This is a genomic window from Actinomadura madurae, assembly GCF_047130825.1.
GTDB lineage: Bacteria > Actinomycetota > Actinomycetes > Streptosporangiales > Streptosporangiaceae > Spirillospora > Spirillospora madurae.
In genome coordinates, this window is the sequence record NZ_CP083237.1 from 7248722 (window position 1) to 7273587 (window position 24866).

The 24866-nt window shown below is 71.1% G+C and carries 20 protein-coding genes and 1 pseudogene; 17 read left to right on the top strand and 4 right to left on the bottom strand.

Annotation, left to right across the window (positions count from 1 at the left end; all coding sequences use genetic code 11):
• Positions 1 to 13: 13 nt before the first annotated feature.
• The 3 genes from K8Z49_RS33320 to K8Z49_RS33330 all read left to right on the top strand — a co-directional run bounded on the left by K8Z49_RS33320 (position 14) and on the right by K8Z49_RS33330 (position 2630).
• Positions 14 to 514, top strand: coding sequence for a PH domain-containing protein (locus K8Z49_RS33320; RefSeq protein ID WP_412516069.1), 501 nt, complete (start codon positions 14 to 16; stop codon positions 512 to 514).
• Between the two features lie 341 nt (positions 515 to 855).
• On the top strand, positions 856 to 2046 hold the full coding sequence (locus K8Z49_RS33325) for a PH domain-containing protein (RefSeq protein ID WP_021592905.1): 1191 nt from the start codon (positions 856 to 858) through the stop codon (positions 2044 to 2046).
• 80 nt (positions 2047 to 2126) lie between these two features.
• The gene (locus K8Z49_RS33330) at positions 2127 to 2630 is read left to right on the top strand and encodes a VOC family protein (protein ID WP_412516070.1); all 504 of its coding nucleotides are present in this window, start codon (positions 2127 to 2129) and stop codon (positions 2628 to 2630) included.
• Positions 2631 to 3370: 740 nt separating this feature from the next.
• On the opposite strand, the gene K8Z49_RS33335 is transcribed toward K8Z49_RS33330, so the two are convergent.
• A complete protein-coding gene (locus K8Z49_RS33335; RefSeq protein ID WP_412516071.1) occupies positions 3371 to 3505 on the bottom strand; it encodes a hypothetical protein in 135 nt (44 codons plus the stop codon).
• A gap of 1207 nt (positions 3506 to 4712) precedes the next feature.
• Between K8Z49_RS33335 and K8Z49_RS33340 the strand changes: the two genes are divergently transcribed.
• Complete coding sequence (locus tag K8Z49_RS33340; RefSeq protein WP_412516072.1) at positions 4713 to 6068, top strand: SGNH/GDSL hydrolase family protein; 1356 nt, start codon at positions 4713 to 4715, stop codon at positions 6066 to 6068.
• A gap of 993 nt (positions 6069 to 7061) precedes the next feature.
• Positions 7062 to 8270 carry a cytochrome P450 gene (locus tag K8Z49_RS33345; RefSeq protein ID WP_412516073.1) on the top strand — a complete coding sequence of 403 codons (1209 nt, stop codon included), beginning with the start codon at positions 7062 to 7064 and terminating at the stop codon, positions 8268 to 8270.
• A gap of 872 nt (positions 8271 to 9142) precedes the next feature.
• On the opposite strand, the gene K8Z49_RS33350 is transcribed toward K8Z49_RS33345, so the two are convergent.
• Complete coding sequence (locus K8Z49_RS33350) at positions 9143 to 10171, bottom strand: SAM-dependent methyltransferase (protein ID WP_412516074.1); 1029 nt, start codon at positions 10169 to 10171, stop codon at positions 9143 to 9145.
• 110 nt (positions 10172 to 10281) lie between these two features.
• Here K8Z49_RS33350 and K8Z49_RS33355 point away from each other — a divergent pair, with 110 nt between their 5' ends.
• The 12 genes from K8Z49_RS33355 to lysX all read left to right on the top strand — a co-directional run bounded on the left by K8Z49_RS33355 (position 10282) and on the right by lysX (position 24038).
• Positions 10282 to 11451, top strand: a complete 1170-nt coding sequence (locus K8Z49_RS33355) for a sensor histidine kinase (protein WP_021592912.1) — start codon at positions 10282 to 10284, stop codon at positions 11449 to 11451.
• A 117-nt stretch (positions 11452 to 11568) separates the two neighbouring features.
• On the top strand, positions 11569 to 12228 hold the full coding sequence (locus K8Z49_RS33360) for a response regulator transcription factor (RefSeq protein WP_308208044.1): 660 nt from the start codon (positions 11569 to 11571) through the stop codon (positions 12226 to 12228).
• A 159-nt stretch (positions 12229 to 12387) separates the two neighbouring features.
• On the top strand, positions 12388 to 12666 hold the full coding sequence (locus K8Z49_RS33365; RefSeq protein WP_021592914.1) for a chaplin family protein: 279 nt from the start codon (positions 12388 to 12390) through the stop codon (positions 12664 to 12666).
• Between the two features lie 252 nt (positions 12667 to 12918).
• Positions 12919 to 13692 carry an ABC transporter ATP-binding protein gene (locus K8Z49_RS33370; RefSeq protein ID WP_021592915.1) on the top strand — a complete coding sequence of 258 codons (774 nt, stop codon included), beginning with the start codon at positions 12919 to 12921 and terminating at the stop codon, positions 13690 to 13692.
• Position 13693: 1 nt separating this feature from the next.
• The gene (locus K8Z49_RS33375) at positions 13694 to 16189 is read left to right on the top strand and encodes an ABC transporter permease (RefSeq protein ID WP_412516075.1); all 2496 of its coding nucleotides are present in this window, start codon (positions 13694 to 13696) and stop codon (positions 16187 to 16189) included.
• 107 nt (positions 16190 to 16296) lie between these two features.
• Entirely contained in the window at positions 16297 to 17271 is a 975-nt protein-coding gene (locus K8Z49_RS33380; RefSeq protein WP_412516076.1) for a Rossmann-like and DUF2520 domain-containing protein, read from the top strand.
• Positions 17272 to 17285: 14 nt separating this feature from the next.
• Positions 17286 to 18140 carry a pantoate--beta-alanine ligase gene (gene panC, locus K8Z49_RS33385; protein ID WP_412516077.1) on the top strand — a complete coding sequence of 285 codons (855 nt, stop codon included), beginning with the start codon at positions 17286 to 17288 and terminating at the stop codon, positions 18138 to 18140.
• Entirely contained in the window at positions 18140 to 18556 is a 417-nt protein-coding gene (panD, locus tag K8Z49_RS33390) for an aspartate 1-decarboxylase (RefSeq protein ID WP_412516078.1), read from the top strand. Before panC ends, panD begins: the two co-directional genes overlap by 1 nt.
• A 401-nt stretch (positions 18557 to 18957) precedes the next feature.
• The gene (locus K8Z49_RS33395; protein ID WP_412516079.1) at positions 18958 to 20817 is read left to right on the top strand and encodes an L-aspartate oxidase; all 1860 of its coding nucleotides are present in this window, start codon (positions 18958 to 18960) and stop codon (positions 20815 to 20817) included.
• A complete protein-coding gene (gene nadC, locus K8Z49_RS33400) occupies positions 20814 to 21671 on the top strand; it encodes a carboxylating nicotinate-nucleotide diphosphorylase (protein WP_075021065.1) in 858 nt (285 codons plus the stop codon). The genes K8Z49_RS33395 and nadC overlap by 4 nt, the downstream gene beginning before the upstream one ends.
• 19 nt (positions 21672 to 21690) lie before the next feature.
• Positions 21691 to 22473 (top strand): type III pantothenate kinase, encoded by a 783-nt coding sequence (locus tag K8Z49_RS33405; RefSeq protein ID WP_021591730.1) that lies wholly within the window; start codon positions 21691 to 21693, stop codon positions 22471 to 22473.
• A 110-nt stretch (positions 22474 to 22583) separates the two neighbouring features.
• Positions 22584 to 24038: a bifunctional lysylphosphatidylglycerol synthetase/lysine--tRNA ligase LysX gene (gene lysX, locus K8Z49_RS33410; protein ID WP_412521218.1), complete on the top strand. Its 1455-nt coding sequence runs from the start codon at positions 22584 to 22586 to the stop codon at positions 24036 to 24038.
• 164 nt (positions 24039 to 24202) lie between these two features.
• On the opposite strand, the pseudogene K8Z49_RS33415 reads toward lysX, so the two are convergent.
• Together K8Z49_RS33415 and K8Z49_RS33420 are read right to left on the bottom strand one after the other, a co-directional pair.
• Positions 24203 to 24610 (bottom strand): annotated as a pseudogene (locus K8Z49_RS33415) (cytochrome P450); the annotation flags it as partial.
• Positions 24597 to 24824 carry a hypothetical protein gene (locus K8Z49_RS33420; protein ID WP_412516080.1) on the bottom strand — a complete coding sequence of 76 codons (228 nt, stop codon included), beginning with the start codon at positions 24822 to 24824 and terminating at the stop codon, positions 24597 to 24599. The pseudogene K8Z49_RS33415 and the gene K8Z49_RS33420, both read right to left, overlap by 14 nt.
• Positions 24825 to 24866: the final 42 nt, after the last annotated feature.

Genomic DNA, 24866 nt, shown 5'->3' on the forward strand with positions numbered 1-24866 from the left:
GCAGGCACCACCCGTGTACGAGGCGGACCAGGCGTTCGCACCTGGAGCCGGCCTGCGCTGGTCGCCGATCTCCAGGCGCCACGCATGGCACAGGCTGCTCAAGGCCGTCCTGTGGGCGATCCCGGTAGGCGGTGTGGGCGGATTCATCGTGTGGCGGAACGGAGGCGTCGTACCCGCCGCGATGTGGGTCGCCGCCGTCCTCCTGGGGGCCGCGCTGACCTGGCTGGTCGCGGAGCTGGACCGCCGGGCGTACGGGTACGGCGAGCGTGCCGACGACCTCATCGTCACCCACGGGGTGTTCGTCAAGCGCCTCATCGTCGTCCCGTACGGGCGGATGCAGTTCGTGGACGTCACCGCCGGGCTTCTCGAACGCTGGATGGGGATCGCCACCGTCCGGATGCACACCGCGGCGGCCGCGACGGACGCGACCATCCCGGGACTGCCCACGGCAGAAGCCGCCCAGCTGCGCGACCGTTTGGCGCAGAAGGGCGAAGAGCGGAGCATGGGCCTATGAGCGGCCCCTACGGTCCGCCAAGGCCACCCGGTCCGCCCGGACCACCTGGACCACCTGGGCCGCCCGGACCACCTGGGCGCCCCGGACCGCCTGGCCCGTACGGCCCTCAAGGCCATCCCGGCCCCTACGGCCCGCCGCGTCCCCCGTCCGGCCCGCCCGGACCGTACGGTCCGCCTCGTCCTCCCTACGGTCCCCCGCAGGCACAGCGCCCACCGATCAGGTTCTCCGAGGGCACGCACAGGCTCCACTGGGCGACGGCCCCGCTGCGCGCCTTCATCTTCCTCATCATCTACTTCGTCCTTCTGGGCTTCCCCCTGCTGCTCACCCAGACGGACAGCGGCGTGACCCTGGCGCTCACGCCGGAGGTCCTGCTCCGGTTCATCATCGTGACCGTCCCCATGGGCGTGGTCGCGGTGGTGACGGGTCTCTGGACCTGGCTGTCCGTGCGTTTCCACGTCGACAACGACGACCTCGTCGTCGAAACCGGGATTCTGCGGAAGAACAAGCGTCGCATCCCCCTCTCGCGCATCCAGGCCATCGATCTGGTCCGCCCCCTGGTGACGCGAGTCTTCGCTCTGGCGGAAGTCCGGGTGGAACTGGCGGGAGGCGAGAAGAGCGAGATCGCGCTCCGTTACCTGGGACGGCACTCGGCGCAGCAGCTACGAGCCGAACTCCTAGCGCGCGCCGCGGGGCTGCCAGGCCACACACCAGAAGCGCCCGAACGGCACCTGTGGCGCGTCCCGTTCGGTTCGCTGCTCGGTTCGCTGGTCGTGCGGCTTCCCGTACTGGGGACGGTGCTGCTCTTCATCGCGTCCCTCATCTTCTTCGTCCTGTACGTCGAAGGCGGGATCCTGGCCGTCACCATCCCCGTCCTGCTCGGGCTCATCCGGGCCGTCGTCGCGCCCCTGGTGATGTACGCCAACTTCACGGTCGCCATGTCCCCGGACGGAATCCGCCTCCGCTACGGACTGCTGGAGACCCGGATGCAGACGCTGCCACCGGGCCGCGTCCAGGCCGTCAGCATCGTCGAACCGGTGCTCTGGCGCAGTCTCGGCTGGGCCCGCGTCGACGTAACCGTCGCCGGCTACGCGGGCGAACGCCAGGCATTGTCGTCGACCCTGCTGCCCGTCGCGCCACGCCACGTCGCCCTGCACCTCGTCTCCCAGGTCTTCCCAGGGACGAACGTCGACGCCGTCCCGCTCGTCCCCGCGTCCTCGAAGGCCGTGGCCATCGACCGAGCGGAAGGCGCCGGCACCGACGACGTCGTCTTCGTGACCCGGCACGGATGGCCGTGCCGCCGCACGGACGTGATCGCCCACGCGCGTGCGCAGAGCGTCCGGCTGACGGCGAACGTCTTCCAGCGCCTGCTCGGCCTGGCCACCGTCCACGTCGACGCGCCCCCCGGCCCGGTCCAGGTCGCCGCGACGGACCGCGATCTGGGCGAGGCACGGGCGATCGTCGACTCCACCGCCGGCCGCGCCTCCGCGGCCCGCCGCGCCGGCGGCGGAGACCCCACCCGCTGGGCCCGCTGACCAACGATCGCCGGCACGGGGCGATGCCCTGGCTTGTCATGGACGGCTCCGTTGTCGGGGGTCGTTGGCATGATCGCCGAATGGCGGCAGAAGTCCCGGTTCCAGACCGCTACGCACGCGTCAACGCGTGGGTGATCAGCCGCGATACCGATTCGGAGGTGCGGTTCCTCGCGTCGGCGTTCGAGGGGGTGGAGACGCCGGGCTCGCGGGTGCTGGATCCCGATGGCGACATCGGTCATGTCGAGGTCGAGCTCGGGGACAGCGTCATCATGCTGTTCGACGCCAAGGCAGACTGGCCGTCGACCCCCGCTCACCTGCGCATTTATGTCGATGACGTGGCCTCGACCGTCGAAAAGGCCGTCGCGGCCGGTGCGCGTGTGGTGACCCGCCCGACCCTGCTCGCGTTCGGCGAGCGCGTGGCCCGTGTGCGTCACCCGCAGGGACATCTGTGGTGGCTGCATGAGCGGGTCGAGGACGTCCCGCCCGAAGAACTGGGCAGCCGTTTCGCCGATCCTGCCGCTCAGGAGGCCATGGCCTACGTCCAGCGCACCCTGCGGGAAGAACTCCAGGGCAGCCCCCACTGACCCAACCCAGCCTGGCCTGGATCAACAGGGTGCCAACACGTTCCAAGCCTTACGGGACGGCTCCGAGGGTGAGACGCTCGCGCCGATCACCGGCCCGGATTGAGCGGCCAGACTGACCGGCGCGCCTGGCGGCGTGCCTGTGTCCTGACTCCCAGCGGCCCGAGCGGAATCACGGCTGGCTGAACGACCGGATGACCTGCGACAGCAAAACGCGCTCTCCTCGTTCAACAGCCACCCAAGGTGAAAGGGCAGGTCGAGCGGGACGACGGCATCCCGCATCAGGTCCGCCCGGAACCCGACGTCCGAAGGGGCCAGCTATCGAGGTGGTGCGGCGGGCTTGGTCGCTCGGCACGGATGCCCTATCCACAGACGCGCTCTGGTTCGACGGCATGGAGCGGCGGAGAAGGCCGCAGTTGACGCTGCCCTCGCCAATGACCTGGTGACCTGTGCAAACCTCGACGGGAAGCCACCACCGGGCCCTATGACGAGAACACGGTGCGGTGCGCTGTGACACCCCTCTCGGACATCAGCTTGATCAACTACTCCTGACTTTTCCACAGAACCGCGTTCTAGTGCCGTGTCCGGCCCGCAAGAACGACGATGAAATCCGTCGGCCCGCCCGAGGGGGGAGGGCGGGCCGACACCTAGGCGTCCACCGGACGCGGCGCCACCAGTAGGGCGCCTCGCCGGTAACGAGGGGATCGGAACGCGATCGCTTGGAAGGAGCTGTCATGACAGAACTAGGCCGAATCAAGACACGCGAACCCGTCGGCTGCGCGGGTGATGTCCATCGTCGTGACGGCCGACAGGTCGTCGGGGGTGGCATCCAGGTGCTCGGCCGCGTCCGGGTGCTCGATCTCCAGCCAAGCGACCACGCGGGCGTGCTGGGGTGTAGACGCCTTCGGCGGCGGGCTGGTCGAAGATGGTGCGCACCAGCGTGGCCACCCATAGCTGGGCGGACTTAAAGAACTCGGGGGAGCAGGTTGTGCAGGGGGGCGGGTCCGGCACCGCTGCCAGCCGGCCCCGGGCGGGGCGACTCGACCGCTACGACCAGGCCCCGGGGTGGGCGTCGGAGATGACCAGCAGCTGGAAACCGGTCAGGCCGCGGAGCGACCAGCTCGCGCATGAACGCCACCCACCCGGCACCGTCCTCGGCCGAGGCCACCGTGATCCGGAGGATCTCGCGTGCCCATCGGCATCGACGCCCGTCGCCCCCAGTGGTGCTGGATGTCCAGGTGGCTGCGCTTCGCAACCGCCGCTCGAGGGTGGGCCGTATGCGTTCGTGTGGGTGGACGCCTTGATCCAGAAGGTCAGTGCGGGGTTGTGCCGGATCGTGAACGTCCATGTTGAAAGGTGTACGCGATGCAGCCGTCCAGCCGGCGCCGGTACTTGGACGGCCACTCGCGGCGGCCTGTAATCCGGAGAGCATCACGGAGGTGGCAGCTGACCATGAACTGAACTCGGCATCCGGCGCCTTTGCGAGCCGTGCCTAGAGCTCGAACCGAACACGCCCAACCGGACCATCCAGCTCCACAATGCTCGGCCAGCGATGGACGATCGTCGCAAATGTTTCGAAAGTGCCGGAGGCCTCGTGGCGTGGCCGCTGCTGGTCTGTGGTCAACGGTTGCCTGCGGGTTCGGGGGTGCGCTGGCTTGGTTGCAGCGGCACCTTCCGACGATCGTGCGCCCACAGATAGTCGGCAGGACGGCACTCCCTGGACGGGGGTTTCCGCAACTGATCACATGTAAGACCGCTCAACGCGCTCGTCATTGACCTGCTGGGCGGGCTCGGCGGCGTGGTGTCGCGAGTGGGGGCGGAAGGGGCCTTGGCAGAAGAAGCGCATGGCGCGCGCCGTGCGAGATCGTTCATCTTCATTGGTCATGTCAACGACCGTCTCCGCGCGGAACCGGCGATCCAGAGGTGTGTTCTTGACGGGTTGATCAGGTCGGCGTACGTTCGACAAGAACTCGAAAAGCTTCGAAACTTTTCGATGGGTGGAGTGATCGGAGGGCTGTGGTGAGACGTTTCCCGTATGTCCACGTCCGGCGCCCGGTGGCGAGGGCGGGCGCGTTCCTGCGGTGTGTGAACGCGCTGTCTCCGGTCGGTTGGGCGACGGCTGCCGTGATGCTCACGGCGGCGCTCGTCGCGGCTTCGTTCACGGTTCCCGTTACGGGTGCGGATGGCGCGCCTCGCGCTGCGGGCGGGCCGGCCGCCCCGAAGATCAGCGGACACTGGGTCGACAGCTGGGTCTCGATGCCGCAGCTGACGGAGCCCGGCAACATGCCACCGCCCCCGTTCACCCAGGACTACGGGGTCTTCGAGGACGCGACCCTGCGTCAGACAATTCGCGTCTCGGTCGGCGGCCGGAATGTACGTTTGCGGTTCTCCAACGCGTTCGGCGGCGCGGCGCTCCCGATCACCAGGGTGTCGGTCGCTCTGCCGGACGGTGGGAAGGCGGGGGTTAGCGCGATAGAGCCGGGGACGTCCCGGCCGGTGACCTTCCATGGCCGGTCCGCACTGACCATCCCCGTCGGCGCGCAGATGGTGTCCGATCCGCTGACCTTCCCGGTGGCGCCGCGGTCGATTCTGACGGTGACCGTCTACCTGGCGGACGGCCAGGCCTCCACAGACATCACTTCCCACCCCGGGTCCAGGACCACGTCGTACATGCTGGCCGGGGACCACACCACGGACGCCGACATGCCTGGCGCGACGTCCACCGACCACTGGTACTTCCTCAGCGGCCTCGAAGTTTGGGCCAAGCCCTCCACTGCGGCGGCAGCCGTCCTCGGGGACTCCCTCACCGACGGACGGGGTTCCACGACGAACATGAACGACCGCTGGCCGGACCAGCTCCTCGACCGTCTTCAGTCCCACACGTCCACCAGCGGCATCGCCATCGTCAACCAGGCGGCGGGCGGCAACCGGGTCCTCAATGACGGGCTCGGTCCCAACGCCCTCGCCCGCCTGGACCGTGACGTGCTGGCCCAGAGCGGCGTCGAATGGCTGGTCGTCTTCGAGGGGGTGAACGACATCGGCACCGCCGAGCCCACTCCGGCCGCTCAGAAGCAGGTGGCCGACGACCTCATCATGGCCTACGACCAGATCATCGTCCGCGCACACGCGCAGGGCATCCGCGTCTACGGCGCGACGCTCACACCGTTCGGGGGCAACACCGGTTACGACGATCCCGACGGCTACCGCGAGGAGGCCCGCCGGAGGGTCAACACGTGGATCCGCACCAGTCACCGCTTCGATGCCGTGATCGACTTCGACCGCGCAACCCGCGATCCTTCAACCCCGAGGAGGCTCCTGCCGTCCTACGACGTCGGCGACCATCTGCACCTGAACCCGGCAGGCTACAAGGCGATCGCTGACGCTGTCCCAGCCTCCCTCTTCCGCCAGAGGCCGCTCGCACCAACCTTCGGCTTCAACTGACCGCACCACGAGTCAACCGATGAGCCCGCTCTGCCCAGCCCTGCTGACTCGGCCCGTCCACGTCCCGTCCAGCCCCACGACATCAGGAGGACGAGAAGAACGCGAGGGCAGCGGTCGTAAGGAGGCCAGGTACCCCGGGGTCATGGGTTAGCGCAAACGCGCCGGCCGCCGCGGACGTCCGCCTAGTAGTGGGAGCAACCATGGCATGGACGCCGCGGCGGCCGGTGTCCGAGCCGCCGGCAACGGGGGCTCCGCCTCGCCTTCGTCCCGGGACGGCGTTGGCGACAGCGAGCCGTCCCGGGACGCCGCCGAGCCGGGCCGGGACAGCGCCCGCTCGGCAGCGAGGCGTCGCGCAGGCAAATGCTGCTGCGGTGCGTCTGCCGACGGTGGTGTGCGGGGCGGCGGGCGTCGTGGGATCGCACCACCACCCTGACCAAACCGGCGCCGGTAGAGAAAAGCCGCTCTCCGTGGCGAGCCCAAGGGCGCGGGTCGAACCAGACGAGGCCGCCGATGCCGCGATGGCTCGCGACGTCCCGGCTTCCGGCCATCGCCGTCATGGGCGGGCGGGAGGCCGCGATGTTTCGTGTGGCTAGGTGGACCTGCGCTTCCACCACGGGGCCCTCCTGCACTGGACGCAACATTCAAGTAGAACGCGGTACCGGCCTGCTTGCCCGGCTCTCAGACCTTGGGGCGCGACGCCATCAGCGGTCCTTGGAGACGAGCCATGGGCTCGTTGACGTTGAGGGTGCACCGTGGTCGACGCTGGCTGCTGTTCGGGGGAGGCGATGACGGGGATGGGTGGTGATCTCCGACACGCGTGGGGGGTTGGTGCCTGTGGCCGGGGGGCGTTGTGGGTTGTGGGCGGATGGCCAAGCGGTGGCCGGAGTGCGTGGTGGTGGGTCTGGGGCGGTCGAGGGTGACGGGGGGTGTCTTGTTCGGTTCCGTTGCGTGGCTTTGCTGCGGATAAGTCCGTGATGCGAAAATCGTCAGATCATGAGCGATTCGGACTATGACCCCTGGTCCCCCGCGTTCGTGGCGGACCCGTATCCGGTTTTCGAACGGCTTCGTGCCGAGCGTCCCGTGTTCTTTCACGAGCCCACCGGTCAGTGGGTGATCAGCCGTTACGAAGACGTCAACGCGCTGTTGCGGGACCGGCGGCTCGGCCGCTCGTACCTCCATATCGCCAGCCATGAGGAGTTCGGCCAGGCCCCGGAAGCCGACTTCCTGAAGCCGTTCTGGGATCTCATCCGCGCCGGGATGCTGGACGTGGAACCGCCCACGCACACGAGGCTGCGCCGTCTGGTGTCCAAGGCGTTCACGGCGAGGATGGTCGAGGGCCTGCGTCCGACGATCAGGCGCCTCGCCGGCGAACTGGTCGGAGCCCTCACGGACAAGGGCGGCGGTGACCTGCTCGCCGAGGTCGCCGAGCCGCTGCCGGTGAACGTGATCGCCGAGATGCTCGGCGTCCCCGCCGAGGACCGCCACCTGCTGCGCCCCTGGTCGGCCGACATCTGCGGCATGTACGAGTTGAACCCGCCCGAGGAGGCGCAGCGGACCGCCGTCCGCGCCGCCGTCGAGTTCTCCGACTACCTGCGCGCCCTCGCCCGCACCCGCCGGGACGAGCCCCGCGACGATCTCATCACCGCCCTCGCCCAGGTCGTGGACGAGGGCGACCGGCTCACCGAGGACGAGCTGATCGGCACCTGCGTCCTGCTGCTCAACGCCGGGCACGAGGCGACGGTGAACGCGACCGGCAACGGCTGGTGGTCGCTGTTCCGCAACCCGGGCGAACTGGAACGGCTTCGGGCCCATCCGGACCTCACCCCAATGGCCGTCGAGGAACTGCTGCGCTATGAGACCCCGGCGCCGATGTTCGAGCGGTGGGTGTTGGAGGACATCACGGTCGCCGGTGTCGGCATTCCACGCGGTGCCGAGGTGGCGTTGCACTTCGCGTCCGCCAACCGTGACCCCGACGTGTTCGCCGAGCCGGACCGTCTTGACCTGGGACGCGACCCCAATCCGCACATCACCTTCGGGCTCGGCATCCACTACTGCCTCGGTGCGCCCCTGGCACGCATCGAGCTCGCCGAGTCCTTCGGCGCGTTGCTCCGCGCGGCGCCTGACCTTCGGCTGTCTGAAGAGCCGACCTGGAAGCCGGGCTACGTCCTGCGGGGCTTGGAAGCCCTTCACGTGGTGTGTTGACCGTGCCCCTGTTGGTCAGGCTCTGCCTGAGTGTCGGCGCCGTTTCGTGGAGCCCGCTGCCCCGTCCATGAGGGTGGCGGCGCCAGCCGGGTCGTTTGGGCGACCTGGGATAGCCGGGCGCGGTTGGTGAAGCGGGCGGCGTAGCGGCGACGGAGTTGGGTGGCGGTCTCCGTCCGGGTTGCACCTGAAGCCGATGGGCTGGACGGGGTAGGGCGTCTCCGGCCAACGGCGATGGTGTGGGCGCTGCAGTGGCCGTTGGACGGCTGGAGCGCTCTGTGGGGGCGCTTCGCCGTCGCCCCCTGCCGTCGAACCGGCGCGGGATCACCAGTGCCGCGAAGGCGGGGCTAGGGGCCGCGAGGGGCGGACGCTGTGGTTCGGCCGGGACGGGCGCGCGTGGGTGCTTTGTGACCATGCCCGTGTCGAAGGCGCCGCCGCTGACGCTGCGGGCGACCTGGCGCTGGCAGTTGGTCAGGGGCTGAAGGCGGTTTGTTTCTCGTTGGCTGCTGCGTTCGAGGTGATGCTTTAGGACGTGTCTTGATGTTCCGATCACGGCGCGCGTGGGCGACTCGGCCTGTGACAGATCATCTGCGAGCACGGAATCGCTCGGCGAAATGCCCTCTCAGCCCCGCATCCGGACCCGCTTCAACCGAGCGAAGCGGGGCTCGCACGACGGTGGAGGTCACTTGAGATACGCCCTGGTGGCGCCGCAGGTGACGGGGTGCTGCGTGGTGGGCGAGTTGAAGGCTTCTTGTGGGCTGCCGCACCCCAGGCGATGCAGTAGCGGTGCCGCCGAGGCTGCCGGCGCGGCGGGTGTTGAGGCACGGGGGTGAGGGTGGTTGTTCCTCGTCCGTTGTTCGCTTCCCAGGGGTGACTTAAGGGTGGGGTGGGGGCTGGGGGAGGACGGGTGGGATGGGGATGTCAACGGACTGGGCCAGCCAGCCGAAGCCGCCCAGGCCGGAAGGGTCGGTCAGTTCGGCGTCTTCGCCTGCGTGGCAGAGGGCGGCGACGTAGGCGCGTGGGTCGCGGTGTGCCAGGTCCAGGGGCGGGCGTGTGCCGGACAGGCCCAGGGCACGCAGGGCGTCCCGCTGGGTGGTCAGGAGGCTGGACGTCGCGCCGGCGCGTTCGCCCTCGGCGGCGCAGGCGTCGAGGGCGACGTGGGCGGTGACGTCGCATGATCCGTCCGGGACGGCGGGGACGGTCGCGCCGTCCCGATAGCCGGCGAGCGTCCCGTACACCGGGCGCGTCTCCCGTGAATGGGAGTAGTCGACCGCGATCGCGAGGCCCCGCGAGAGCCGTCGCACCACCGAGGCCCAGGCGGCGCAGCGCGGATGGCCGATCTCGGCGCGGTCGCCCGGTTCGCGGAGCGGCCACCAGCGTTGCAGCCAGTCGCTGTCCTTGTCCGACGGCGGCGGGCCGGGGCGTTCGGTGCCCGTGGACGGGTCGACCAGCACGGTCCGGACGCCGTCGGGGGTGTGCTCCACCACGTCCAGCGGCACGTTGTCGAGCCACTCGTTCGCGACGGCGAGGCCGGTGATGCGGGCGGGCAGGTCCGGGCGCCACACGATGTCGGACGGTATCTCGGCGGGACGGGGCGCGATCTCCACCGCGACCGGGGCGAGCCGGGAGGCGAGGTCGGCGGGCGCGCAGGCCAGGATGTTCTTCAGCAGGTGCCCGGATCCGGCGCCGATGTCGACCAGGTCGAGCCGGTCGGGGCGGCCGAGCAGGTCGTCGACGTCGACGAGGAGGCGGGTGATGGCGGCGGCGAAGCGCGGCGAGGCGTGCACCGAGGTGCGGAAGTGCTCGGCGGGGCGTTCGCCGCGCCGGTAGAAGCCGTCCTCCCCGTACAGCGCCCGCTCCATCGCGGTCCGCCACGTCTGCCATCCGGAAACCAACGACGCCACGACTGCGACGTTACCGTGGGCGGCGCCCTCCGGACCGCCATCCTCGCGGTGGACGCGCGTCCGACCTGCGGCTGATCCCGGACGGATCCGCGCCTACGTACTCTGTCGGCATGGTGGCGAGGGCATGGGAGTGGCTGCGGCGCAAGAAGCCGCTCGTCGACGCGTTCTTCGCGCTTCCGGTGGTGGCCTTCACCCTGCCGTCGTTGCTGGGTGGGACCTCCGGTCTGGGGCCGGTCAGGTACCTGCTGCTGTCGGCCGGGCTGATCGCTCCGCTCGTGCTGCGCCGGACGTTCCCGCGCGCGGTGTTCGTCACGGTCGTGCTGGTCTCGGGCGTGCAGTGCCTGCTGGGAGTGATCCCGGTTCCGGCGAACCTGGCCGTGCTGATGGTGTTGTACACGATCACCGCGAACTACACCTTCCGGTGGGGGGTCGCCGCGGTGCTGGTCGTCGAGGCGGGCTCGGTCATGGCCACCGTCCGGTATCCGAGTGGCGCCCAGGACCGCAGGTTCACGTTCATCATGCTGACGGTCATGGTGGCGGGCGTGTACATCCTCGGCCTGCACATGCGGACGCGGCGCGCGTACCTGCGTTCGGTGGAGGAGCGTGCCGCGCGGCTGGAGCTCGAACGCGACAACGAGGTCAGGATGGCCATGGCGGCCGAGCGCGCGCGGATCGCCCGGGAGCTGCACGACGTGGTGGCGCACAACGTCAGCGTGATCGTGGTGCAGGCGGACGGCGCGGCCTACGCGATCGAGACCGATGTGGGACGGGCCCGGCAGGCGCTCGACACGATCTCCTCGACGGGGCGGATGGCGCTGGCGGAGATGCGGCGGCTCCTCGGCGTCCTGCGCGAGACCGACGACGCCGGGGCGTTCGCGCCGCAGCCGGGGGTCGCGCAGCTGGACGATCTGGTCGAGCAGGTCCGGGCGTCCGGGCTGACGGTGAGCTACGAGGTCGAGGGGACGCGGGCGGCGATGTCGGAGGGCCGCCAGCTCACGGTCTACCGCATCGTCCAGGAGGCGCTGACCAACACGCTCAAGCACGGGGGCCCGCGGGTGAACGTGTCGGTCCGGCTCCGGTACGCCGAGGACGCGCTGGAGATCCGCGTGGAGGACGACGGCCGTGGCGCGGCGGCGTCCAACGACGGGCGGGGTCACGGTCTCGCCGGCATGCGGGAACGGGTCGCCGTGTACGGGGGCAGCGTCCGCATGGGCCCGCGCGCCGGTGGCGGGTTCGAGGTGGTCGCGTCGATCCCGGTCCGCGAGGAGGTCGCGGCATGACGAGCGCGAGGGGGGCCGCGTACTCCAGGATGTCGGCATGACGGTATGTGTGGGCTTTGTCCGCGGGAGGTCGGAGTGAACGTGGTGGACGCCGAGCCGGCGCCGCCGATCCGGGTCGTGCTCGTGGACGACCAGGAGCTGGTGCGGGCCGGGTTCCGGATGGTGCTGGACGCGCAGCCCGACATCGAGGTCGCCGGTGAGGCCGGGGACGGGGTGCAGGCCCTGGAGCTGCTGCGCGGCACGCGGGCCGACGTCGTGCTCATGGACGTCCGGATGCCGCGGATGGACGGGATCGAGGCGACGCGGCGGGTGGTGGCGGCGTCCGGGCCGAAGGTGGTGATCCTGACGACGTTCGACCTGGACGAGTACGCGTTCGCGGCGATCAAGGCCGGCGCGGGCGGGTTCCTGCTGAAGGACGCGGGCCCGGCGCAGCTCATCGAGGCGATCAAGGCGGTGCACTCGGGGGACGCGGTGGTGGCGCCGAGCACGACCAAGCGGCTGCTGGACCGGTTCGCCGTGCACCTGCCGGACTCGGGGCAGGGCGCGAGCGGCGCGCTGGAGAGCCTGACCGACCGGGAGGGCGAGGTGCTGCGGCTCGTCGCGCGCGGGATGTCGAACGCGGAGATCGCGGGGAAGCTGTACGTCTCCGAGGCGACGGTGAAGACTCACATGGGGCGGATTCTGATGAAACTGAACCTGCGGGACCGGGTCCAGGCGGTCGTGTTCGCCTACGAGACAGGCCTGGTCAAAAGCGGCCAAAGGGGTCACTCAACGTAACGAGCCGGTCACTCGATGGCGACTTTTTGCATTCATCGTGACGTGGGGGATTGGTCTACCTAAGAGTAGCTGGGTAACTACCGTACGCGACGCCGTCCACATGGCGGACGTCGGCACCAGTCATATCGGGTCTCTTGGCCCACGTACGGGAGGACACTCGTGATCAAGAAGCTTGCCGCCACCGGCATCCTCGGCCTCGCCGTCGCCGGCTCCGCTCTGGCCGCGACGCCCGCCTACGCCGCCGTCTACGGTGGCGACCACGGCAAGAAGCACCACGGCTCGTTCAACGACAACTCGACCGGCCCCAACGTCGGCCTGCTGAACGGGACCCAGGTGATCGCGCCGATCTCCATCCCGATCGACGTCTGCGGCAACGCCGTGGCCGTGATCGGCGGCGCCCAGGCGGGCTGCAAGGGCGGCGCGTCCGTCCACAACTGACGATCGCGCGTGCGGGCGCCGAGCCCGTGACCGAAGAGCGCCGGAGCCCCGCGGGGTCTCCGGCGCTTTCGCGTGCCCGCCCGGAGCAGGGGCGGTCGGAGGCCGGGTGGACCCGGCCGTACGACTCAAGTCGTACGGAGGCGCCGCGGATAGCCGTGAGAGTGACGCGGACCGTGGACGCCGGGGCGATGGCAGGGACGCCGCGGATTCCTAGCGTGGAGCACGATCATCCACGACCACGAAGGAGTCACCGTGACCAGCACGTTCGCCGAACAGCCCGGGGGAGCCCCGGCCGCCGCGGTCCTGCCGGCCGTCACCGCCGAGGGCGTGTCGAAGGTGTACGGGTCCGGGGACGCGGCCGTGCACGCGCTGCGCGGGGTCAGCGTCGGGTTCGCCCGGAGCGCGTTCACCGCGATCATGGGCCCGTCCGGGTCCGGGAAGTCGACGCTGATGCACTGCCTGGCCGGGCTGGACACGGTCACCGGCGGGCGGATCGTGCTGGGCGACGCCGAGATCACCGGGATGGGCGACCGGCGGCTGACGCTGCTGCGCCGCGACCGCGTCGGGTTCGTGTTCCAGGCGTTCAACCTGCTGCCGACGCTCACCGCCGAGCAGAACATCCTGCTCCCGATGGAGCTGGCCGGCCGCAAGCCGGACCGGGCGTGGTTCGGCCACGTCGTCGACACGCTCGGGCTCCGCGACCGGCTCGGGCACCGGCCGAGCGAGCTGTCGGGCGGGCAACAGCAGCGCGTCGCGTGCGCCCGCGCGATCGTCGCCCGGCCCGAGGTGATCTTCGCGGACGAGCCGACCGGCAACCTCGACTCCCGCGCGGGCGCCGAGGTGCTGGGGTTCCTGCGCACCTCGGTCCGTGAGATGGGGCAGACGATCGTGATGGTCACCCACGACCCGGTGGCCGCGTCGTACGCGGACCGGGTGGTGTTCCTGCGCGACGGGCAGATCGTCTCCGAGATCGTCCAGCCGACCCCGGCCGCCGTCCTGGACCGGCTCAAGAGCCTGGGGGCCTGAGATGCTGCGGACGACTCTGGCGGGCCTGCGGGCCCACAAGCTGCGGCTGCTGCTGACGGCGGTCGCGATCACCCTCGGCGTCGGGTTCATCTCGGGGACGTTCGTCCTCACGGACACGATGGACAAGGGCATCTCCAAGACGTTCGCGAAGTCGGCCGACAAGGTGGACCTCGCGGTCGTCCCCAAGAGCGACGACCCCGACGAGGGCGTCCCGGCCGACCTGCTCGGCAAGGTCAGGGCGCTGCCCGGCGTGACGGACGCGCAGGGGGTCGTGCAGGGCGACGCGGCACTGGTCGGCAGGGACGGCAAGGCCGTCGGCGACTTCCCGACCGTCGGCATGTCCGTGCCGTCGGGACGGCTGCTGCGCTACGACGTCGACAAGGGACGGCCGCCCTCCGGAGGCGGCGAGGCCGTCCTGGACACCAAGCTCGCCAAGCGGGAGGGCTTCGGCGTCGGCGACACCGTCACCGTCCTGGACGGGAAGGAACGACCGCACCGGTTCCGGGTCGCCGGCCTGGTCGACTTCGGCATCGACCAGGAGGCGAGCTTCCGCGGCGCCGTGGGCTTCGACCCCGCGACCGCGATGCGGATGACCGGTGAGAAGACCTACCGCGAGCTCGACATCACGGGCGGGAACAAGGCCGCGGTGAAGGCCGCCGCGGGCGGCTCCTACGACGTGTTCACGGGCGAGGAGCTCGGCGCGCGGCTGGCGAAGGCGGCCGGCGCCGACACCAAGATCATCCGAAGCGGGCTGCTGATCTTCGGGCTGGTCGCGATGCTCGTGTCCGCCCTCGTCATCTACAACACGTTCTCGATCCTGATCGCGCAGCGGATGCGGGAGATGGCGCTGCTGCGCTGCGTCGGCGCGACCCGCCGGCAGGTGTTCGGCGGCGTCCTCGCGGAGTCCTTCGCCGTCGGCCTGGTCGGCTCGCTGCTCGGCCTCGTCGCCGGCGTCGGCCTCGGCGAGGGCGCGCTGGTCGCGGTCAACCGGCTGAACGCCGCCGTGGCCGTCGCCGGGCCGTCCCTGGCGGTCCGCACGATCGTCATCGGCCTGCTGATCGGGGTCGTGGTGACCGTCCTGTCCGCGCTGCTGCCGGCCCGCGCCGCCACCCGCGTCGCGCCGGTCGCCGCGCTGCGCGCCGACCTGGAGCCGGGCAGCGGCCGGTTCCGGCTCGGCTGGATCCGCACCGGGGTCGCCGCCGTGCTCGGCGCCGCCGGGCTCGCCCTCGGGACGCTCGGCTCGGTCGTCATGGAGAAGGGCGAGACCGCGATGTACGTGGTCGCGTTCGCCGGCGGCGTGTTCTTCCTCGCCGTGATCGCGGCGATGCCGGCGCTCGTCCGCCCGCTCGGACGGCTCACGGGCGCGGTCCCGGGCCGGCTCGGCGGCGTCCCGGGACGGCTCGCGGTCTCCAACGCGCAGCGCGCGCCCCGCCGCACCGCCACCACCACGATCGCGCTGACCGTCGGCGTCGGGCTGATGAGCCTGTTCGCGGTGGTCGCCGCGAGCGGCAAGGCGACGGCGTCGTCCAAGCTGGAGGAGCAGTTCCCCGTCCAGTTCCAGATCCGGACGCAGGACTTCGACGGGACCGTCCCGCACGCGCTCGCCGAGTCGCTGCGCACGCGGCCCGAGGTCACCGACGTCGTGGAGGAGCGCCGCGAGGAGACCACGGTCGCCGGCGACGACGGCGACATCTCCACGATCACCCCCTCCGCGCTCGGCACGATCCTCAAGCCCGACATGAAGCAGGGCACGCTCGCCGGCGCGCAGAAGCCGGGCACCGCGATGGTGGACGAGGCGACGGCCAAGGTGTCCGGCCGGGGGCTCGGCCAGACCGTCCAGGTCCGGACGCCCAGCGGCACCGTCCCGGTGAAGATCACCGCCGTGTACGGGGCGGGATCGAGCCTCGACGGGATCATGATCCCGGAGGCGGACTTCATCCGGTACTTCGGCGTCCGGGACCCCGTCGGGATCTACGTCAAGACCCGCGACGAGATCCCCGCGTCCCAGGCCCGCAGGGCGGTGGAGGACGCCGCGCGGCCCTACCCGGCCGCGAAGGTGGTGTCGTCCGCCGAGTTCGAGGAGTCGATGAGCAAGGCGATCGACATGGTGCTGATGATCTTCGGCGGGCTGCTCGGCCTGGCGATCGTCATCGCGCTGTTCGGCATCGCGAACACGCTGACCCTGTCGGTCGTGGAGCGGACGCGGGAGTCGGCGCTGCTGCGCGCCCTCGGCCTCACCAAGCGCCAGCTCCGCCGCATGCTGTCGGTCGAGGCGCTCGTCATGGCCGTGATCGGCGCGTTCACAGGGGTCGTGCTCGGCATCGGGTTCGGATGGGCCGCGACGAACGCGATGGCGGTCGACTCGATCTTCGCGCTGCCCTACGTCCAGGTGATCGGGTTCGTCGTCCTGGCCGGCGCGGCCGGCATGATCGCCGCGGTCATGCCGGCGCGACGCGCCGCGAAGGCGTCCGTCGTGGAGTCCCTCGCGCATGACTGAATGGGGGGCGGGGTGACGATCGTCACCCACCGGACCGCGCGGCCGGGTCCCGCGGGTACCCTGGTGCGCGCACGTCCGGTACCTACCTGAGGACTGGAACGAAACCGATGGACCCAGAGGTCACGCCCTCTTCCGGCACGCCCGGAAACGGGCCGGGCTCTTCCGGGGGGAAGTCCCCCCGCACCCCCCGGAAGAGCGAGGAGACACCTGCGGACAGGCCCGCGCGGCTCGCGGTCGGCGTCGTCGGCGCCGGCCGCGTCGGCACGGCGCTCGGCGCCGCGCTGTCCCGCGCGGGCCACCGCGTGGTCGCCGCGGCGGCCGTCTCCGAGCGGTCCCGGGCGCGCGTCGAGGAACGCCTCCCCGGCGCGGCCACCGCCCCGCCGCAGGACGTGGTCGCCGCCGCCGACCTGGTGCTGCTGACCGTCCCGGACGACGCGCTGCCCGAGCTGGCCGGCGGCCTGGTCCCGGCGGGCGTCCCGGTCACGGGCAAGCTCGTCATGCACACCAGCGGACGGTACGGAACCGCCGTCCTCGACCCGCTCACCCGCGCGGGCGCCCTGCCGCTGGCCCTGCACCCCGTGATGACCTTCACCGGGCGCCCGGACGACGTGAACCGGCTCACCGGCATCTCGTTCGGCGTCACCTCGCCCGAGCCGCTGCGCCCGGTCGCCGAGGCGCTCGTCCTGGAGATGGGCGGCGAGCCCGTCTGGATCACCGAAGAGGCCCGCCCGCTCTACCACGCGGCGCTCGCCGGGGGCGCGAACCACCTGGTCACGCTGGTCGTCGAGTCGATGGACCTGTTGGCCCGCGCCGGCGTGGCCGAACCCGGCCGGATGCTCGGCCCGCTCCTCGGCGCCGCGCTCGACAACGGCCTGCGCCTCGGCATCGACGGCCTCACCGGCCCGGTCGCCCGCGGCGACGCCGGGACGGTCGCCGGCCACGTCGCCGAGCTGGCCACGGTGTCGCCGGAGAGCCGCCGCGCCTACGTCGCGCTCGCCCGCCTCACCGCCGACCGGGCGCTCGGCGCCGGACTGCTCAAGCCCGAGGACGCCGAACGGCTCCTCGAAGCGCTGGCCGACTGACCCAGGGAGGTTTGGTGATCATCGCGAGGACGCGGGAGGAGCTTGCCGAGGCCCGTTCCCAGGCCGGGGGCACGCTCGCGTTCGTCCCGACCATGGGGGCGCTGCACGAGGGGCACCGCTCCCTGATCCGGCAGGCCCGGGGCCTGGCGGACTCGGTCGCGGTCAGCATCTTCGTCAACCCGCTCCAGTTCGGCCCCGGCGAGGACTTCGACCGCTACCCGCGGACGTTCGCCACCGACGTCGAGGCCTGCGCCGCCGAAGGCGTCGACCTCGTATTCGCGCCCGATCGCGACGTCATGTACCCGGACGAGCCGCAGGTCACCGTCAGGTCGGGCCCCATGGGCGAGGTCGTGGAGGGCGCCGCGCGCCCCGGCCACTTCGACGGGATGCTCACGGTCGTGCTGAAGCTGCTCAACCTCGTCCGGCCCGACGTGGCGATCTTCGGGGAGAAGGACGCGCAGCAGCTCGCGATGATCCGCCGGATGGTCGCCGACCTGGACGTCCCCGTCCGGATCGTGGGCGGCGCGACCGTCCGCGAGCCGGACGGCCTGGCGCTGTCGAGCCGCAATCGGTACCTCTCCGCCGCCGAGCGCCGGACGGCCCTGGCCCTGTCGCGCGCCCTGCGCGCCGGCGCGGACGCCGCCCCCGCCGGCCCGGACGCGGTGCTGGCCGCCGCCGGCACCGTCCTCGACAAGGCCGGCGCGGCCGACCCGCCGCTGGAGCTCGACTACCTGGTCCTGGTCGACCCCTCGACCTTCGCCCCGGTCGCGTCCTCCCACACCGGCCCGGCCGTCCTCGCCGTCGCCGGCCGCGTCGGCGCCACCCACCTGATCGACAACGTGTCCCTCCATTTCGGCAAGGAGCGCTGATGTTCCGGACGATGTTCAAGTCGAAGATCCACCGAGCGACGGTCACGCAGGCCGACCTGCACTACGTCGGCTCGCTGACCATCGACCAGGACCTGATGGACGCCGCGGACCTCCTCCCCGGCGAGCAGGTCTCCGTCGTCGACATCAACAACGGCGCCCGCCTGGAGACCTACCTGATCGCCGGCGAGCGCGACTCCGGCGTCATCGGCATCAACGGCGCCGCCGCCCGCCTCGTCCAGCCCGGCGACCTGGTCATCATCATCAGCTACGCCCAGATGACCGACGCCGAGGCCCGCGACTTCACCCCTTCGGTCGTGCACGTCGACCGCTCGAACAAGATCATCTCCCTGGGCGACGACCCCGCCGAGCCCGTCCCCGGCACGAACACCACCCGCGGCGACCTCATCCACAACTGACACCTCCCCCTTTCCGAGACAGCCCCAGCGCCTGGGGTGAGCTGCACGCCGGTGAACGCTGGGTGCGTGCCTTCGGGGGTTCCCTGCGCAGTGGTGTCCTTTGCAAGACCGCCCGGCGTCTTGGGGTGTGCTGGCCGTCGCTGGTGAACGCTGGGTGCGTCCCTTCGGGGAGGGGGTTGGTTCTCTGTGCGGTGTCCTTTGCAAGACCGCCTGGCGTCTTGGGGTGTGCTGGCCGTCGCTGGTGAACGTTAGGTGCGTGCCTTCGGGGAGGGGTTAGGTCCCAGCGCAGTGGTGTGCGGGGGTGCGCTTCGGCGGGTGTTCTGGCGGTTAGAGGGGGGCGGGCGCGGGCGCGGTTCGGGGTTAGGGTCATAATGACGAGAACCGACCCCGGAGGAGGGCTCGTGATCCCTTCCGTTCTCCACGCCCCCGCACCCGGCTGGACCCGAGAGACCGACGTCGTCGTGATCGGGTCCGGCATCGCCGGGCTGGTCGCCGCGCTGCGGTGCCGCCCGCACGGGCGGGTGCTGCTCGTCACCAAGGCCCTGCTGGACGCGGGGTCGACCCGCTGGGCGCAGGGCGGGATCGCCGCCGCGCTGGACCCGGACGACACCCCGCTGGAGCACCTGGCCGACACCCTGACCGCCGGGGTCGGGCTGTGCGACGAGGACGCCGTCCGGGCGCTCGTCACCGAGGGCCCGGACGCGGTCCGCGGGCTGATCGAGCTCGGCACCGCGTTCGACCGCTCCGGCGGCGACCTCGCGCTGACCCGGGAGGGCGGCCACCACCGGCGACGCATCGCGCACGCCGGCGGGGACGCGACAGGGGCCGAAATCAGCCGGGCTCTCCTCGCCGCGCTCAAGGACTCCGGCGTCGAAGTGATCGAGCACGCGCTGGTCCTCGACCTGCTGAAGGACGCCGCCGGTCGCGCGGCCGGCGTCACCCTGCACGTCATGGGCGAGGGGCAGCCGGGTGGTGTCGGCGCCGTACGGTCCCGTGCCGTGGTGCTCGCGACCGGCGGGCTCGGGCAGGTGTTCTCCGCGACGACGAACCCGGAGGTGTCGACCGGCGACGGTGTCGCGCTCGCGCTCCGCGCCGGGGCCGAGGCGACCGACCTGGAGTTCGTCCAGTTCCACCCGACGGTGCTGTGGCTCGGCCGCGGCGCGACGGGGCAGCAGCCGCTGATCTCCGAGGCCGTGCGGGGGGAGGGGGCGCACCTCGTCGACCACGGCGGCGAGCGCTTCATGATCGGACGCCACGAGCTCGCCGAACTCGCCCCGCGCGACGTCGTCGCCAAGGGGATCATGAACCGGATGGCCGAGACGGGCGCGTCCTGCATGCTCCTCGACGGGCGGCACCTCGGCGCGGCGGTGTGGGAGCACCGGTTCCCGACCATCCTCGCCGCGTGCAGGCACCACGGCATCGACCCGGTGACGGAGCCGATCCCCGTCGTCCCGGCCGCGCACTACGCCAGCGGCGGCGTCCGCACGGACCTGCACGGCCGCACGTCCGTCCCGGGCCTCTACGCCTGCGGCGAAGTCGCGTGCACGGGCGTCCACGGCGCCAACCGCCTCGCGTCCAACTCCCTTCTCGAAGGGCTCGTCTTCGCCGCCCGGATCGCCGACGCCTTCGTGGAGGATCTCCACGGCGGTGGCGACCCTGCCGGTCGTCCGACCGTGGCCGACGGTGAGGCGGGCATGACACACGCCGTCTCCGTTGAGCGGGACGTCTCCCTTGGGCGGGACGTCTCGGTGGGGCGGGAGGTCTCGGTGGGGCCGGACGTCTCCCTTGAGCACGTTTCCGTTGGGCAGGGGGTCTCCCTTGAGCAGGACGTTTCGGTGGGGCAGAGAGTCTCCCTTGAGCAGGATGTTTCCCTTGGGCAGGGAGTCTTCGTGGGGCAGGGCTTGCCGGCCGGGGGCGGGCTGCTCGCGGGCGGGCTGCGGGATGAGATCCAGCGCGTGATGACCTCCTACGCGGGTGTGCTGCGGGGAGCCGACGGGCTGGAGAGGGCGGCGGTGGAGCTTGACGCGCTCGGCGGCGGGCACGCCGAACCGGGGGTGGAGGCCTGGGAGGCCACCAACCTGCACACCGTCGCGTCCGCGATCGTGGCGGCGGCGCGGCGGCGGGAGGAGACGCGCGGGAGCCACTGGCGGCAGGACTTCCCCGAGCGCGCGGACGGGACGTGGCGCGGCCACCTCGTCACCCGGTTGGAGGGGAACACCCTGACGACCACCTACGAACCTGTGGAAGGAAAGCGCTCATGACACCGGAACTCTCGCAGGCGCTCAGCGCCGCCGGGCTCGATCCACAGGATGTGGACAACCTCGTCCGGACGGCGCTGGCCGAGGACGGCGAGGTCGACGTCACCAGCATGCCGATCTTCGCACCGGAGGACACCGCGGCCGGGGACCTCCGGGCGCGGCAGGACGGCGTCGTCGCGGGCGTCCCGGTGGCGTGCGCCGTGTTCGAGGCGCTGGACGTGGCGTACGAGGCGAAGGTCGAGGACGGGGACCGGGTCGTCCCCGGTCAGGTCCTCATCTCGGTCAGCGGGACCACCAGGGCCCTGCTGCGGGCGGAGAGGACGGCCCTGAACCTGCTCACCCACCTGTCCGGGATCGCGACGGCCACCCGGCAGTGGGCCGACGCCATGGAAGGCACCAAGGCCAGGGTCCGCGACACGCGCAAGACCCTGCCCGGCCTGCGCGCCCTGCAGAAGTACGCCGTGAGGTGCGGCGGCGGCGTCAACCACAGGATGGGCCTGCACGACGCCGCGCTCATCAAGGACAACCACGTCGCGGCGGCCGGGAGCGTCACCAAGGCGTACGAGGCGATCCGCGCGGTGTACCCGTCCCTGCACGTCCAGGTGGAGTGCGACACGCTCGCGCAGGTCGAGGAGGCGCTCGCGGTGGGCGCGTCGAGCATCCTGCTGGATAACATGACCGACGCCGAGATGGCCGAGGCGGTGCGCCTCGGCGCGGGGCGGGCGGAGTTCGAGGCCAGCGGTGGCCTTACCCTGGAGCGGGCCCGAGACGTCGCCGTGACCGGGGTGGACTACCTTGCCGTCGGCGCGCTGACGCATTCGGCGCACGTGTTCGACATCGGCCTTGACTTCTCCTGACCAGCGGGGACCGGACGCCATGCTGCTCACCATCGACGTCGGCAACACCCAGACCGTCCTCGGCCTGTTCGAAGGCGACGAGGTGATCGAGCACTGGAGGATCAACACCGACCCCCGCCGGACCGCCGACGAGATCGCGGTGGTCCTGCAGGGTCTCGTCCAGCAGAGCCCGCTGCTGGCGGAGACCGACATCAGCGGCATCGCGCTGTGCTCCACGGTCCCGTCCGTCCTGCACGAGATGCGGGAGATGTGCCGCCGCTACTACGGCGACGTGCCCGCGGTGATCGTGGAGCCGGGCGTCAAGACGGGCGTCCCCGTCCGGATGGACAACCCCAAGGAGGTCGGCGCCGACCGCATCGTGAACGCGCTCGCCGCCGTCCACACCCACGGCGGCCCGGCGCTCGTCGTCGACTTCGGCACCGCCACGACGTTCGACGCCGTCTCCGCCAAGGGCGAGTACGTCGGCGGCGCGATCGCCCCCGGCATCGAGATCTCGATCGACGCGCTGTCCTCGCGCGGCGCGCAGCTCCACAAGATCGAGCTGGTCCGGCCGCGCAGCGTGATCGCCAAGAACACCGTCGAGGCGCTCCAGTCCGGGATCATCTTCGGCTTCGCCGGGCAGGTCGACGGCATCGTCGAGCGCATGTCCGAGGAGCTCGCCGAGGAGCCCGAGGAGGTCACGGTCATCGCCACCGGCGGGCTCGCCCCGCTCGTGCTGGAGGAGTCCCGCAGCATCGACGTGTTCGAGCCGTGGCTCACCCTGATCGGCCTGCGCCTCATCTACGAGCGCAACACCCCCTGACGTCCGCCGCGACACCCGGCCGATCGGGCGCAAGTCGTTCGCGGCGCACCGGACGGCCTGGATAGCCTTGCGATGTGAGTGACGAGACCTTCGACGAGCTCCCGGAGCAGATGCGTGTGCGCCGGGAGAAGCTCGACCGGCTCCGCGAGAGCGGGATCGACCCCTACCCGGTGACCTTCCCGCGCACGGCGACGATCGCCGAGATCCGCGAGAAACACGGCGATCTGGAGCCGGGCACCGAGACGGGCGAGAAGGCCGGCGTCACCGGGCGCGTCATGCTGATCCGCAACACCGGGAAGCTCTGCTTCGCCACCATCCGGGACGGATCCGGCGACCTCCAGATCATGCTGTCGCTGGCGAAGGTCGGGCAGGAGCAGCTCGACTTCTGGAAGCGCGAGGTCGACCTCGGCGACCACATCGGCGTCGAGGGCGAGATCATCACGTCCCGCCGCGGCGAGCTGTCGATCATGGCGGACCGGTTCGCGATCACGTCCAAGTGCCTGCGGCCCCTCCCGGAGAAGCACGCCGGGCTGACCGACCCGGAGGCCCGGGTCCGGCAGCGGTACGTCGACCTGATCGTCAACGACGAGGCGCGGAACATGGCGCGCATCCGCAGCGCCACCGTGCGCGCCGTCCGCGACTTCTGGCACGACGAGGGCTACCTGGAAGTCGAGACGCCGATGCTGCAGCCGATCCACGGCGGTGCGGCGGCGCGTCCGTTCACGAACCACATCAACGCCTACGACATGGACCTCTACCTGCGCATCGCGATCGAGCTGTACCTCAAGCGGCTCGTCGTCGGCGGGATCGAGAAGGTCTTCGAGATCAACCGGAACTTCCGGAACGAGGGCGCGGACTCCACGCACAACCCGGAGTTCACGATGCTGGAGGCCTACGGGACGTACCTCGACTACAACGACATGGCCGACCTGACCCAGCGGATGTACCAGAAGGCCGTCGTGGCCGCGCTGGGCACCACGGTGGTCGTCCACGACGGCGCCGAGATCGACCTCGGGCTGCCCGAATGGCCGCGGATCACGCTGTACGGGTCGGTGTCGGAGGCGCTCGGCGAGGAGATCACCCCGCACACGCCGATCGAGGCCGTGCGCAAGCTCGCGGACGCCCGCGAGATCTCCTGGGACCCGAAGTGGGGGCAGGGCAGGCTCGTCCAGGAGATCTTCGAGGAGCTGGTCGAGCACACCCTCGTCCAGCCGACGTTCGTCATGGACTACCCGGTCGAGACGTCGCCGCTGACCCGCCAGCACCGGGAAGAGCCCCTCCTCACCGAGAAGTGGGACCTCATCGGGTTCGGGACGGAGCTCGGCACCGCCTACTCCGAGCTGATCGACCCGATCGAGCAGCGCCGCCGCCTCACCGAGCAGTCGCTGCTCGCCGCGGGCGGCGACCCCGAGGCCATGCAGCTGGACGAGGACTTCCTGCGCGCCCTGGAGTACGCGATGCCGCCCACCGGCGGGATGGGCGCCGGCATCGACCGGATGATCATGGCGTTCACCGGCAAGGGGATCCGGGAGACGATCCTGTTCCCGCTGGTCAAGCCCGAATAGTGACCGGCCCGAATAGTGACCGGAAGGTCACGTAGCCCGCGCAGGACGAGGTTGTCCCGGTAGACGAGCTCGCCGGAAGTGAGGGCCACGTCGCGCTCGAACGGTTTCCCGAGCGCGATCTGGCCCTCCAGCCGGGCCAGTGGCGCACCGAGACAGAAGTGGATGCCGTGCCCGAACGACAGGTGCTTCGGTATGTCGCGCCCCTCGCTGTAGCGCGTCAGGTCGAGCCGGTCCGGATCGTCGAAAACGGACGGGTCGCGGTTGGCGGCGCCGGTCAGCAGCAGGACGAACTCGCCGCGCTTCACGAGTGTCCCGTCCGGCTCCACGTCGTCCAGGGCTGACCGGAGCGTGAGCTGGACCGGCGGGTCGTAGCGCAGCAGTTCCTCCACGGCCGCCTGGACGTTCCCGAGCCGCTCACGGAAGAGCTCCAACTGCGCCGGGTCGCGCAGCAGTGCCAGGGCGCCGTTCCCGATGAGGTTCACGGTCGTCTCATGGCCCGCCACAAGCAGCAGGACGCACGTCGCGAGGAGTTCCTCCTCGGAAAGGGCGTCTCCGCCGTCAGAGACGCTCACAAGGGCGCTCAGGAGGTCGTCCCGGGGGCTCGGCCCGGCGCGCGGCGGCCAGTTTCCGGGAGTACGCCGCGAACTCCTCGCGCGCCTCGTCCCGCGGGGCGATCTCGGACGCGGGCAGCGGGAAGTCGGGGTCCAGGCCCCGCGCGAGGCTGTCCGACCAGCCCTTGAACAGGTCGCGGTCCGCCGCGGGGACGCCGAGCATCTCGCTGACCACGATGACGGGCAGCGGGTACAGGGCGTGGAATCGGGGCGTGGA

Excerpts from the sequence above, each read along its gene's own strand:
- K8Z49_RS33330 (WP_412516070.1), top strand. The coding sequence starts at position 2,127 with ATGGCGGCAGAAGTCCCGGTTCCAGACCGCTACGCACGCGTCAACGCG.
- K8Z49_RS33345 (WP_412516073.1), top strand. The coding sequence starts at position 7,062 with ATGAGCGATTCGGACTATGACCCCTGGTCCCCCGCGTTCGTGGCGGAC.
- K8Z49_RS33355 (WP_021592912.1), top strand. The coding sequence starts at position 10,282 with ATGGTGGCGAGGGCATGGGAGTGGCTGCGGCGCAAGAAGCCGCTCGTC.
- K8Z49_RS33375 (WP_412516075.1), top strand. The coding sequence starts at position 13,694 with ATGCTGCGGACGACTCTGGCGGGCCTGCGGGCCCACAAGCTGCGGCTG.
- K8Z49_RS33380 (WP_412516076.1), top strand. The coding sequence starts at position 16,297 with ATGGACCCAGAGGTCACGCCCTCTTCCGGCACGCCCGGAAACGGGCCG.
- panD (WP_412516078.1), top strand. The coding sequence starts at position 18,140 with ATGTTCCGGACGATGTTCAAGTCGAAGATCCACCGAGCGACGGTCACG.
- nadC (WP_075021065.1), top strand. The coding sequence starts at position 20,814 with ATGACACCGGAACTCTCGCAGGCGCTCAGCGCCGCCGGGCTCGATCCA.
- K8Z49_RS33405 (WP_021591730.1), top strand. The coding sequence starts at position 21,691 with ATGCTGCTCACCATCGACGTCGGCAACACCCAGACCGTCCTCGGCCTG.
- lysX (WP_412521218.1), top strand. The coding sequence starts at position 22,584 with ATGCGTGTGCGCCGGGAGAAGCTCGACCGGCTCCGCGAGAGCGGGATC.